At 69.4% G+C, this 12,043-nt stretch carries 13 protein-coding genes; 7 read left to right on the top strand and 6 right to left on the bottom strand.

Annotated elements, in window-relative coordinates:
* Window positions 1-91: 91 nt before the first annotated feature.
* Window positions 92-283, bottom strand: a complete 192-nt coding sequence (locus ACZ7IB_RS00520) for a hypothetical protein (protein ID WP_470907979.1) — start codon at window positions 281-283, stop codon at window positions 92-94.
* A 588-nt stretch (window positions 284-871) separates the two neighbouring features.
* Between ACZ7IB_RS00520 and ACZ7IB_RS00515 the strand changes: the two genes are divergently transcribed.
* Entirely contained in the window at window positions 872-1,150 is a 279-nt protein-coding gene (locus tag ACZ7IB_RS00515) for a hypothetical protein (RefSeq protein ID WP_470907977.1), read from the top strand.
* 107 nt (window positions 1,151-1,257) lie between these two features.
* Here ACZ7IB_RS00515 and ACZ7IB_RS00510 read toward each other — a convergent pair whose 3' ends face one another.
* Window positions 1,258-1,932 carry a helix-turn-helix domain-containing protein gene (locus ACZ7IB_RS00510; RefSeq protein WP_470907975.1) on the bottom strand — a complete coding sequence of 225 codons (675 nt, stop codon included), beginning with the start codon at window positions 1,930-1,932 and terminating at the stop codon, window positions 1,258-1,260.
* Between the two features lie 183 nt (window positions 1,933-2,115).
* Here ACZ7IB_RS00510 and ACZ7IB_RS00505 point away from each other — a divergent pair, with 183 nt between their 5' ends.
* The 4 genes from ACZ7IB_RS00505 (at window position 2,116) to ACZ7IB_RS00490 (ending at window position 6,872) form a co-directional block, all read left to right on the top strand.
* Window positions 2,116-3,306, top strand: a complete 1,191-nt coding sequence (locus ACZ7IB_RS00505; RefSeq protein ID WP_470907973.1) for a cytochrome P450 — start codon at window positions 2,116-2,118, stop codon at window positions 3,304-3,306.
* 492 nt (window positions 3,307-3,798) lie between these two features.
* A complete protein-coding gene (locus ACZ7IB_RS00500; protein WP_470907971.1) occupies window positions 3,799-5,208 on the top strand; it encodes a lyase family protein in 1,410 nt (469 codons plus the stop codon).
* Window positions 5,205-5,639 carry a hypothetical protein gene (locus tag ACZ7IB_RS00495; RefSeq protein WP_470907969.1) on the top strand — a complete coding sequence of 145 codons (435 nt, stop codon included), beginning with the start codon at window positions 5,205-5,207 and terminating at the stop codon, window positions 5,637-5,639. Before ACZ7IB_RS00500 ends, ACZ7IB_RS00495 begins: the two co-directional genes overlap by 4 nt.
* Before the next feature lie 336 nt (window positions 5,640-5,975).
* Window positions 5,976-6,872: a metallophosphoesterase family protein gene (locus ACZ7IB_RS00490; RefSeq protein WP_470907967.1), complete on the top strand. Its 897-nt coding sequence runs from the start codon at window positions 5,976-5,978 to the stop codon at window positions 6,870-6,872.
* Here ACZ7IB_RS00490 and ACZ7IB_RS00485 read toward each other — a convergent pair.
* From ACZ7IB_RS00485 to ACZ7IB_RS00475, 3 genes are all read right to left on the bottom strand, one after another.
* Window positions 6,850-7,155 carry a VOC family protein gene (locus ACZ7IB_RS00485; protein ID WP_390099141.1) on the bottom strand — a complete coding sequence of 102 codons (306 nt, stop codon included), beginning with the start codon at window positions 7,153-7,155 and terminating at the stop codon, window positions 6,850-6,852. The genes ACZ7IB_RS00490 and ACZ7IB_RS00485 overlap by 23 nt on opposite strands.
* 137 nt (window positions 7,156-7,292) lie before the next feature.
* Entirely contained in the window at window positions 7,293-8,195 is a 903-nt protein-coding gene (locus ACZ7IB_RS00480) for a glycosyltransferase family 2 protein (RefSeq protein ID WP_470907965.1), read from the bottom strand.
* Between the two features lie 125 nt (window positions 8,196-8,320).
* The gene (locus ACZ7IB_RS00475) at window positions 8,321-8,983 is read right to left on the bottom strand and encodes a ScbR family autoregulator-binding transcription factor (RefSeq protein ID WP_470907964.1); all 663 of its coding nucleotides are present in this window, start codon (window positions 8,981-8,983) and stop codon (window positions 8,321-8,323) included.
* Window positions 8,984-9,116: 133 nt separating this feature from the next.
* On the opposite strand from ACZ7IB_RS00475, the gene ACZ7IB_RS00470 reads away from it, so the two are divergent.
* Window positions 9,117-10,169 (top strand): ScbA/BarX family gamma-butyrolactone biosynthesis protein, encoded by a 1,053-nt coding sequence (locus ACZ7IB_RS00470; RefSeq protein ID WP_470907962.1) that lies wholly within the window; start codon window positions 9,117-9,119, stop codon window positions 10,167-10,169.
* Window positions 10,166-11,101: an NAD-dependent epimerase/dehydratase family protein gene (locus tag ACZ7IB_RS00465; protein ID WP_470907961.1), complete on the top strand. Its 936-nt coding sequence runs from the start codon at window positions 10,166-10,168 to the stop codon at window positions 11,099-11,101. The genes ACZ7IB_RS00470 and ACZ7IB_RS00465 overlap by 4 nt, the downstream gene beginning before the upstream one ends.
* Before the next feature lie 21 nt (window positions 11,102-11,122).
* Here ACZ7IB_RS00465 and ACZ7IB_RS00460 read toward each other — a convergent pair whose 3' ends face one another.
* Window positions 11,123-12,004: a PhzF family phenazine biosynthesis protein gene (locus ACZ7IB_RS00460; RefSeq protein ID WP_470907959.1), complete on the bottom strand. Its 882-nt coding sequence runs from the start codon at window positions 12,002-12,004 to the stop codon at window positions 11,123-11,125.
* Window positions 12,005-12,043: the final 39 nt, after the last annotated feature.

Below are 12,043 nucleotides of genomic sequence, written 5' to 3'. Positions count from 1 at the left end.
GTTCCGTCCCTCTCTGAGCGGACCCGCCGGTGTGAGTACCGGCGGGTCCCGGACGCGCTTGCGCGCACTCGCGTGCGCGTCGGTCAGCCGATCACATGACGTCGGGGTAGCAATCCCCGCACCCGGCCTCGATCTTCTGGTCCGAGGTCGGGGACGCGGCGGCATCCCCGACAGACGGCACGAAGAACGCCCCTCCGGCAACGGCGAGCGCCGCCACGCTCAGCGCGGCACGCTTGGAGATCTCCGCACGCTTCGACGGCTCTACGGCCTGGGAATACGACATGACCACTCCTTTCCCCGGCAGCGGTTTCCGCCGCGCCCGGGTGTTCACTCGGCCCCGGTTCCGAGGCCGAGACAGATCTTGCGTCGGCCCACGTACGGAGGAGAAGCAGTACTGACGTGTTCCATACGCCGCTTACGGATCTCTAATGCGCCCTCTCCTCCTTGGCACTCCAAAAGCGTTTCGCAATTTTTCCCTGGTCAGAGGCTTGTTCATGGATGTGGCTGCCTGATGTTGCGTCAGGTGCGGGATTGGCGTGCCCGTAGTTCGAACGATGGGTTCGCGTACCGGTGCCGCCTCGGGCAGGGCAGCGTTCGGGGGTGATCGAAGATCCTGTAACTGGGTTGTGGGCGGCGGAACTTGAGGACCTTCTACTGCGGGTCGGCGCGAGACCCCTCTTCGCGACGCCACCATGGGCGCCCCCCCTGGTGAAGCTGATCACCAACAACCTGCGCCGGCCCGGGATGACCGCGCCCAGAGCGCCGGCCTCTTCCGCGACCTGCTCGCCCACCACTACGCCGGCGAACAGGTCTCCTGTGCACCGTCCGTAGAGGCCCCTGCCAGCACCTGGGGGAAGAATCCGTACGCCGCTTGAAGGCTCCCCAGGAGGCAGGCACACTCCCGGATCCCCGGGACGTCCAGATCGCCCGCCTGAAGTTCGACAACGACACGCTCAGGGCCCGCACAGTCCGCCAGAACGCGACGATCGGGGACCTGACCGCGTTCAAAACTATCGCGCTGTCTCGCATCGCCGCGCAGCACGAGGAGATCGCCCGCCTGCGCAGCCCGCGGCACGACGCGGGTACGCCGCTTGCCGCCCGCCTTGCGACCGTCCCCCGGGACGGCCGGACCATCGGATCCTGCAGCTGACCCCACCGCGAAGCTCAATGCTCTGCTACGAACGCGATGATCTTCCATAACGCTCCGGACATCGCGGAGATCGTGCGCCAGCTCCAGGAGAAGGGCCAAGAGACCCATCACGCCAGGAGGGTGCGCCAGCGGTCGGCCGACTCCATCATGTCCTCGACGACTCGCTCCAGGAACGTCCCCACCTTGGCCAGCCGCTGCCCCACGGGCGTTTCCAGCCCGAGCGTCTCGGCCGCCGCCATCGCGGCCTGCGCCGACTCGAGCGTCTGCCGCGAGCTGATCACGATCGAGTGGTACCAGGCGTCGTCGTCGACCACGTAGATGTCGCGACGCCGCTGCGGATCGCGCTCGCGCCGGACATATCCCTGCTGGACCAGGAAGTTCACGGCCACGGAGACGGAGGCCGGGCTGACCTTCAGCCTGCGGGTCAGCTCGGCTGCGGTGCGCCTGCCGTCCTCGGACAGCAACAGGTCGACGTGCACACGCGCTGTCATCCTCGGCATCCCCGACCTGACCGCCAGCTCGATGATCTCCTCTTCCATCGTGCCGCCCGGCACTCCGGCCGCGCGTGGGGGTGCCGGTGTGCCGCGCTGCGCCCGCTGGGCCGTCGCCCGGTGCGCCTGCTGGGGCCGGTAGCCGCCGGGGCCGCCGTTGCGTGCGACCTCCCGGCTGATCGTCGAGGTCGGCCGGTCGAGCCGCCTGGCGATCTCGGCATAGGAGAGCCCGTCGGCGAGTCCGGCCGCGATGCGCTGGCGGTCCTGCTGGGTCAACCGTCCTCCTGGCATGCCACCAGTATTGCCTTCGCCTCCATTCATTGCAACGTAGCATTGCATTCGAACCCAGCGTCATTGCATCAATTTACCGCCATCTACCTGCGCAGACACCTTTCGGGCGATTGACGGTATTCCGAATGCAACGTAGCTTTCGATATGCGTCAAACACGTAATGTCGCGAGATGAGGAATGGCCATGAGCGAATCCCTCCACACCGTCACGACGCTGCCGACGGAGCGTCGGCCCGGCTGCCCCTTCGACCCGCCGGCAGAGCTGATCGACGCCCGCCGGCACGGCCCCATCAGCCGCTACACCCACCCCGGCGGGAAGCCCGGCTGGCTGATCACTGGATACGACCTGGTCAGGTCGATCCTGGCCGACTCGCGGTTCAGCTCGCGCAAAGAGCTCCTGAACGTGGTCGACTTCGAGATCCCTCCGGCGCCGCCCGGCGAGTTCCTCCTCATGGACGAACCACAGCACGGGCGCTACCGGAAACCACTGGTGGGCAAGTTCACCGCACGGCGGATGCGACTGCTCACCGAACGCATCGAGCAGATCACCACCGACTGCCTGGACGCCATGGAGAAGACCGGGCCGCCGGCGGACCTGGTGACCGCGTTCGCCAAGCCCATCCCCACCATCATCATCTGTGAGCTGCTGGGGGTGCCGTATCAGGACCGGGACTCCTTCCAGGAACAGATCGACAAGTTCATGAACGGGGAGACGAGCGACGAGGACCTGATAGCGGCCTACACCGCGACCCAGAACTACCTCGCACAGCTGGTGGCCGCCAAGCGAGCGAACCCCACCGACGACGTGCTCAGCGAACTCACCGACAGCGACCTGACCGATGAGGAGCTGCAGGGGATCAGCCTGATCCTGCTGGCGGCCGGGTTCGACACCACCGCGAACATGCTGTCCCTCGGCACCTTCGCGCTGCTGCAGAACCCGGCGCAACTGGCCGCACTGCGCGCCGACCCCGCGCTCACCGACCAGGCCGTGGAAGAGCTGCTGCGGTATCTGAGCGTCGCCAAGACGTTCATGAGGACGGCGCTGGTGGACGTCGAGGTGGGCGGCCGGACCATCGAGGCCGGCACGACGGTCGTCCTGTCGTACAACACCGCCAACCGCGACCCCGAGCGCTTCACCGATCCCCACGTGCTCGACCTCCACCGGCAGGACGGCGGGCACCTGGCCTTCGGCCACGGCACCCACCTGTGCCTGGGCCAGCAGCTGGCCCGCATCGAAATGCGGATCGCCCTCTCCGCGCTGATCAACCGCTTCCCCACGCTGCGCCTGGCCGTACCGGCCGAAGAAGTCGGCCTGCGCCCGGAGACCGCGGACATCTACGGGGTGAAGAGCCTCCCGGTCACCTGGGACGTGTGACCGCGAACCGGTGACGCGTGAGTTCGCGTACGGTCGCCCGCCACCGCTGTGGTTGCTCGCCTGCGGTGATCGCGCCCGCGTCGCCCTCGCCGCCGGCGAACTGGACCCGGTCAACGGCCGGGCCCGACCGTCCCACCGACGCGCCGAGGAGATCTTCAACGAGCTGACCGAACCCGCGCCATGCTCGCCCGACCGGACTTCGTCGCGATCCCTCGGAAGTCCCTCGGACAGCGCTGAAAGCCCCTGAAAGGTCCCAGGAGCGGAGGAGCGGAGGAGCGGCGGACGCCTCTGAGCTGGGTCCGATCCGATCAGGTGCCATCGGTCTCCGTGCGCCGCCCCCCCCGACTGTCGTGAGGCAGGAGGTGGTGCCGGTTGCAGCGTGGGAGGTCGGCGGGCCGCGGGACAGGGTGAGTGACAGCCGGGCAAACCAGTCATCGCGACGGGGTGGAACGCTGCCTCCGAAAGGGGGGCAACCTGCTGCCCTGGTACATCGTGATCGAGAAAGTGCTGGCCGCCGAGTACGCGCGGCTGGGTGTGATCACCGACGCGGAGGCCCGCGCACTGGGCCGGGCGCTGCACACGGCGGACGCCGAGGCGCTCGTGGCCGATCCGCAGGCCGACATGTCGGACATCACCTTCGCCCTGGAGCGGTACGTCGAGCAGCGGCTGCCCCATCCGATTCCGTCCTGGCACGTGGACCGGAGCCGCAACGACCTCCAGGCCACTGCCCAGTTGATGTTCGGGCGGCACGAGCTGACCGGCGTCTCGGACATGCTGCTGGACTTCGGTGCGGCCGTGCACCGGCTGGCGGAGTCGAGCCGTGAACCGCCCATGCCAGGTCACACGCACTTCCAGGCGGCGCAGATCATCACCCCTGGGTACTACCTGGCGGCCGTCTCCGAACAGGTCCTGCACACGCTGCGCCGGCTGCTCTCGACCTACGACGGACTGGATGCCTGCCCGTTGGGCTCGGGCGCCATGGCCGGCCAGGAACTGGCCTGGGACCGCGACCGGATGGCGCGGCTGCTGGGCTTCCAGCGGTCCCAGCCGGTCGCGCTGACCGGAATCGCCTCACGCGGCTGGGTGGCCGAGGTGACCGCCGGCATGGGGGTCCTCGGCGTGGCGCTGAGCCGGTTCGCCATCGACCTGCTGACGTGGGGCAGCAGCGGGTTCGGCTTCATCGACCTGCCGGACGAGCTGTGCGGGATCTCGTCGGCCAGGCCGCAGAAGAAGAACTTCCCGGTGCTGGAACGCATCCGGGGGCGTACGGCGCACCTGCCCACCTACCACCTCGACGCGGTACTGGGCCGGCGGAACACCCCGTACACCAACCTCGTGGAGGTCGGCAAGGAGGCTGGGGCGAACCTGGCGACCGCCTACGCCACGCTTCGGAGCGTGCTCCGGCTGTTCACGGAGGTCGTCGACCGGCTGGCCTTCCGCGCCGACCGGATGCGGGCCGCCTGCGAGCGGGAGTACCTCGGCGGTTTCGCCCTCGCCAACGCCCTCACCCTCCAGGAGGGAGTGCCGTGGCGGCGCGCGCAGGTGGTGGCAGGGGCGTACATCGTCGCGGCGATGGAGGCCGGTCTGTCGCCGGACAAGCCCGACCCGGACCTGCTGCGGAGCATCGCCGGTGAGCGCGGGTTCACCCTCACCGATCCCGCCTCGGCGCTGAGCGCCGTACGGGACGTCGACGCGGGCCTGCGCCGGCCGGCTTCCGCGGGGTCCGCGCACCCGGACGCCACCACCGCCGTCCTGCGTGAACAGGAGGGCGAGTACGCACGGCTGCGCGCGGAGTGGGCGCGGCGGGCCGCCCTGGTGAGCGCCGGCCTGGCGGAAACGGACACCGGCGTCATCTCTGCGACGGCCCCGCTGCGCAGCTGCCTGGCTAGGCTGCGGGCATGAGCGACCTGTACGCCGTGGACCTCGCCCTGGACCTCCGGGCCTCCGCGCCGAGCGCCGTGCTCGCCGATCTGCGATGGCATCTCGGCATCGAGGACGCGGCGGACGGCCCGGCGGATGACACGACAGACGAGATCGGTGACATGTTCCCCCTGCTCGCGGCACGCGGGCCCGCGGCGCGCATCGGCGGAGTCCTGGTCGGTGAGCTGGCCCGGACTGCCGACGGATGGTCCCTGACAGCACGTCAAGAGGTGCACGCCGAATCCCTGCCCGAGCTGGACGCACTGGCGGTGCGGCTTGCGCGGAATTCCGGCACCGAGGGGGTCATCGGGCAGATCCGCTTCTACGAGGAAGATGTCCCCGATCTCCTGGTCAGCAGGGCGGGAGAGCTGGTGAAAATGGCTCTGGCTCCCACGGGAGAAGCATCCGGCTGACCGATCGGCAATCGGCGCAGTCCTTCAGGAGACGCCGAACTGCCCTTCCGGATCGGGGTCGTCCGGCAGTCGGCGTCGCCTTCGATGCTGTCGCAGAACTCAGTCCTCGCTCTTGCGCCAGTCCTTCGTGGGCCGGCCCTCTTCGTCCCATCGGCGGTCCGCCAGCACGGTCGGACCGTCGTCGGCGGGTCTATGGGTTCATGCCTGTCAACCCCGTGATCACGGGTGCAATGGCAGCGAACCCCCTGTGACACGCGCGTGACAGCCGGACGCAGAGACACCGGACCACATCATGGGAGACGATCTCGTTCGGTCCGTCCTCGGGAAAGGTTCTTCATGTCCGATCGCGCCTACGGAAACCGCGGTTCTCTGCTCGCGGTGAGCGACCTTCACGTCGGGATGGCGGACAATCGCCCCATCGTCGAGTCCCTGAGGCCGGATTCGGACGAGGACTGGGTCATCGTCGCCGGTGATGTCGCGGAGAAGGCCGAGGACGTGGAGTGGGCGCTGCGGCTGCTCGCGGGCCGGTACGCCCGGGTGATCTGGACCCCCGGGAACCATGAGCTGTGGACGACCAATCACGACCCGGTCCAACTGCGGGGCCGGGAACGCTACGAGCATCTGGTCGAGCTGTGCCGGAGCCTCGGGGTGTCCACTCCGGAGGACCCGTATCCGCTGTGGCCCGGCCCCGAAGGGCCGGTGGCCGTAGCGCCCGTGTTCCTGCTGTACGACTACAGCTTCCGGGCGCCGGGCACGACGACCAAGGAGGAGTCCCTGGCATACGCGCACGAGACGGGGGTGGTGTGCACCGACGAGTTCCTGCTGCACCCCGACCCGTACCCGAGCCGTGACGCCTGGTGCCGGGCGCGAGTGGCGGAGACCGAGCGGCGTCTCGCCGCACACGATCCGGAGATTCCGCTGGTCATCGCCAGTCACTGGCCCCTGGTTCGCGAACCGATGGCCGTCCTGACGTATCCCGAGTTCGCCCAGTGGTGCGGCACGGAACTCACCGCCGACTGGCACCGGCGCTTCAATGTAGCGGCCATGGTCTACGGCCATCTGCACATCCCCCGTACAACCTGGTACGACGGGGTGCGCTTCGAGGAGGTCTCCATCGGTTACCCAAGGGAATGGCGCAAGCGGGGCCACCCCAAAGGGCTCCTGCGGCGGATCCTCCCGTACGACGACGGCGTCACCGGGACGGGGCCGGTCAGCGATGGCCCAGCACGTTGATCACCCGGCCGTTGGGGTCGCGGACGAAGAAGCGGCGTACGCCCCATTCCTCGTCGTGCAACGGGTACACGATCTCCGCGCCGCCCTCCTGCATGGCGGTGTAGGCCGCGTCCACGTCCTCCACCTCCATGCTCATGTCCGGTGTGACCGGGGCGGTTGCGTCGGCCTCCATGATGCTGATCTGGGCCGAGGGATGGGAGGGAGAGGCGAGCGTCATGATCCAGCCGTGGTTCATGACCTCCTGGAGGCCCAGCAAGCCGTAGAACTCCGCGTTCCGCTTCATCGCGGCGGCAACGGCGGCGTTGGCGTCGGCGTCCGATTCGACACCGGGGCCGGTGGTGGTCCGAATGTTGGTGACGATCCTGCGGACGGACATCGGCAACTCCTGTCTCGGGACTGACCACCCGGCCCCGTCGCGGGTCAGATGACCGGTGGCCGTCCCAGTTTCGTCATCCGCCACACCGTGCGCCACCGCATGGGCTGCCGCCGCCCGCACGGCGTACGGACCCCCTCGGCGAAGCCGCCGGCCCAGGCGCGCAGCCCCGTCGCCGACCGGGTGCGGGCCACGGTCAGGAGGGTCCAGGTGCCCAGGTAGGCCGGGACCAGGGGGAGGGGAAGATTGCGGCGGGCCAGCCAGACCCGGTTGCGGGCCGTCATCCGGTAGTAGACGGAGTGCCTGGCCGGGGAGGTCTTGGGGTGCTGGAGCAGCAGATCGGGCTCGTACAGGATCTTCCAGCCCGCGTCGAGCGCCCGCCAGGACAGGTCCGTCTCCTCGTGGGTGAAGAAGAACTCCGCGGGCCAGGGCCCCGTCTGGGCGAGCATCTCCATGGAGAGGGCGTGGCCGCCGCCCAGGAACGCCGTGACCGGGCCGCGCCGCATCGGGTCGGCGGCGCGCAGGCGCGGGACGTGGCGGCGCTGGGTCTCGCCGTGCTCGTCGGCGATCCGGAAGCCGACGATGCCGAGCCGCGGGTCGGCGGCGTACAGCTCCTGGACCTTGCGGAACACCCCGCCGTCGACCAGGAGCCCGTCGTCGTCGAGCTCGATGACGACATCCACATCGCCGAACTCGGCCAGCTTGCGCAGGGCGACGTTACGGCCACCGGGGCAGCCCAGGTTCTCGTCGAGTTCGATCGCCGTCACACCACCGGACAGGTCGGACAGACCGGGAAACGCGGAGAAGTCCGGGAGCGGTGAGCCGTTGCCCACGACGACGAGCCGGGCCGGCCGGACGTCCTGTCCGGCCACCGAGGCCAGCAGGGCCTCGACCTGCTGCGGGCGATCGCCCATGGTGACGATGGATACGGCGATGCGCGGTCGGGACACGGTAGGCACTCCTGGTCTCGCTGGGTGCCCGCGATCGTAGCCGCAACTCTTCGTCGCCCGATGTTCAGCCGATCGTCGCTGCCGTGTCGTGCCCCGTGACTCCTCGTCGGGGGAGGCCTCGCCCGTCAGCCGGGTGCGCGGGCCTGGCTGGGGACTGATCCGAGGGTGCCGAACAGGCGCTCGCCACGGTCCTCGGCCATGTCGAGCGTGGCCAGCACGGCAGGGGTCGAGATGCTCGGCAGTACGTAATGCAGAAGGACCGAGATCCGTCGCCCCAAGTCCTCGCGCTTACACAGGGCTTGAGACATCACCTGAATGCCGGAGAAGGAACCCGCCAGCATTTCGGCGGTCTCGCGGGCGTCGACGTGCGGCAGGAGTTCGCCCTGGTTCTTCGCGGCGGTCAGCAGGTGTTCGAGCCGGTCTATCCAGGCACGGAAGGGGGTGCCCCGGTCGAGGCCTTCAACCGCCTGATCCATGGCCAGCCCGACGCTGGCGCGTACCAGTGGCTCATGCCGGATCCGGTGGGCGAGCAGCATGCCCTGATCGACCAATTCCTGAAGCTTCGTCAGCTGGGCGGGAAGCGGATCGCTGTCCAGCTGTACGTCCATCACCCCGAGTGCAAGGTCTTCCTTCGAGGTGAAATGGAAGTAGAGCGCACCTTTTGTCACTCCGGCCCGCGCAAGAATTTCACTGATGGTGGCGCTGCTGTAACCGCGTTCGTCGAAGACGGCGGCGGCCGCCACCAGGATTGACCGTCGAGTCTGGATCGCGCGCGCCTGCTGTGCCATCAGCTACGAGTCTCTCTCAGTCGTGGCGTGGTCAGCGCCACTGGGATAAGGCTGGATAGGAAAACCGGACTGTCAGTATCTTACTGCGAGGGCGGCCCGCCCTCCCGGTATGGATCCTCTGGGAGGAAGATTCATGGTTCAGCTCACCTCGCACAGCGCATCGGTGTCCGTCGAGGGCGCAGGCGCCGCTGAATTCACCGTAATCCCCGGAGAGGGCGGGACGGCGTCCGGGGGCAGACATGGGGAGGCGGACTTCCCGAGACACCTGGTTCACCGGTCCGATGCCGAGGATGTCTTTCCCACCGGCTGGACCCCGCAGACCGACACCCAGTTCTCGGTATCGGCCCGTTGGCCGCATGCGCACCGTTTCTTCGCCCCCGTGTCGGGCCGCTACCAGGACCCGCTGCTGATCGCGGAGACCATGCGGCAGACGACGATGCTCCTGGGGCATGCGGCGTTCGACGTCCCGGTCGGGGACCAGTTCGTGATGTGGGAGCTCGCGTACGTCTGCGAGCCCGATCGGCTGCTCCTGGGCGAGGCACCCTGGGACATCACGGTGGATGTGTCCTGCTCCCGGATCCGGCGGCGAGGCCGGAGCATCGGCTCCATGCATGTCGAGCTGCTCCTGCACCGGCTCGGCACCGTCCTCGCCAGAGGCGGAGGGCGTATCAGCTGCACCTCGGCCAAGGCGTACGACAGGCTGCGGGGCGACCGGCAGGACGTGATCGGCGCCCCGATACCCCTCCTGCCCGCCGTCGCACCGGCCGAGGTGGGCAGGAGAGATGAACGCGATGTCGTACTGGCACCGGGTTTGCAGCGGAACGTCTGGCAGCTGCGGCTCGACACCGCGCATCCGACATTGTTCGCCCGGCCCAACGACCATGTGCCGGGCATTGTGCTGCTGGAAGCGGCCCGTCAGGCGGCCGTCGCCGTCACCCCCGGCCATGACTTCCTCCCGGCATCGGTGAAGACCGACTTCCTCCGGTACGTGGAGCTCGACCGACCCTGCTGGATCGAGGCCCGTCCCGTCCCGGCCGGAGACCGCAGTACGACCGGAGTGCACGTCTCGGCGATCCAGGACGGCGAGCCGGTCTTCACCTGCATCCTCGGCTCCCCGAGCGGCCTGCACGGCACAGCCGGGAATCAGGGGAGCCGGCCGGACGACCGGCAGAATGACCAGTCATGACACTGCGCATACTCATCACCGGCGCGACCGGTTTCATCGGCAGCCATGTGGTGGCCGCGGCCACGGCCACCCCCGGTGTCCGGCTGCGGCTGATGACCCACCGGACAGCTCTCACCGCAACGGCAGGTGCGGGGCCCGGCATCGAGACGGTGTACGGGGACCTCGCCGACCCCGCGACGCTGCGCGGCAGCTGCGAGGGCATCGACGCGGTGATCCACTGCGCCTCACGGATCGGCGGCGACGAACCGGCCGCCCGGTCTGTAAATGATCAAGGAACCCGTGCCCTGGCCGAAGAGGCGGCTCGCTGCGGAGTCACCCGGATCGTCCACCTGAGCACGGCATCCGTCTACGGCCGGGGCCCGTTCACCCGGCTGCGGCCCGGACAGGCCGAGCCGGCCCCGGCCTCGGCCACCAGCCTGACCCGCGCCGCCGCCGAACAGCACGTCCTGGCGGCCGGCGGCGTCGTCGTGCGTCCGCACATCGTGTACGGGGCCGGGGACCGATGGGCCGTGCCCGGCCTGGTCGCGCTCGTCCGGCAGCTCTCGGCCGGACTGACCGGATGCGAGGCACGGCACTCGATGATCGACGTACAGACGCTGGGGCGGGCGCTGCTGGGTGCGGCCCTGTCCCCGAAGGAGCCGGCCGGGGTCTACCACGTCAACCACCCCGAACCGGTGAGCTGTTCGCAGCTGCTGTCCACGGTCGTCGACGAGCTGCGGCTGCCCTGGGGAGCCACCGGCATCGATGTGGACACGGCCCGCGAGCGGCTCGCCGACGTCCCGTACGCGCTGCACCACCTCGGCATGCTCGCCGTGGACCACTGGTTCACCGACGAACGGGTCGGCCAGGACTTCGGCTGGGAGCCGGGCGAAGGGTTCGCGACCGCGTTCGCCCGGCACGCGCCGTGGTACCGCCGGCACCTCAGCGGCTGACGGTGCCGAGGCGCCCCCTCGTCAGGCCTCGATCCGGGTACCCGTACCGCTCACCCGCACCCGCGTGTCGCCCGACCGCAGTTCGACCGTGAGTGTGCCGGGGCGGCCCATGTCCTCGCCCTGGTGGAGGGTGAGGACAGCGGTGTCCGGGACGAGGCCCAGGGTGCGCACATAGGCGCCGAAGGCGGCCGCCGCCGCGCCCGTGGCGGGGTCCTCCACCACGCCGCCGACCGGGAACGGGTCGCGGACGTGGAAGACGTCCGGCGCCGCCCGCCACACCAGCTGCAGGGTCGTCAGGTCCAGTCGGCGCATCAGGGCTTCGAGGCGCGCGAAGTCGTAACCGAGGTCGGCAAGCCGCTCACGGGTCGCGGCAGCCAGCACCAGGTGGCGGGCGCCCGCGAAGGCGATCCGGGGTGGCAGGGCAGGGTCGAGATCGGCGGCCGGCCAGTCCAGGGCGGCGAGCGCCTCCGCCAGGTCGTCCGGGGCGATGTCCATGACGTCCGGTTCGACGCTGGTGAGCGTGGCTCGGAGTTCGCCGCCCTCCTGGGCGACGGTGACCGGGACCGTACCTGCGAGGGTGCTGAACACCAGATCGCCGGGGCCGTCGCGCTCGGCGAGTGCGAGGGCCGTCGCCACCGTGGCGTGGCCGCAGAACGGGATTTCGGCCTTCGGGCTGAAGTAGCGGATCGTGTATCCCCGGGCGGCCGACAGCCCTTCGTCGCCCGGCTCGTCCCGCCCGGTCAGAAAGGCCGATTCGCTGTAACCCAGCTCCGCCGCGACGGCGAGCATCGCCGCGTCGTCGAGACCGGACGCATCAAGGACGACACCTGCCGGATTGCCGCCCTCCGGGTCGGCGGAGAAGGCGGTGTAGCGCAGGATCTCGGTACCTGAATTCTGGCTCATGCCGCAGGCCAACCCTGCCGCGGCCCGGGGTATTCCCGC

The sequence above is a fragment of the Streptomyces sp. NPDC037301 genome (assembly GCF_055602785.1).
This window is presented reverse-complemented; position numbering and strand designations above follow the sequence as displayed.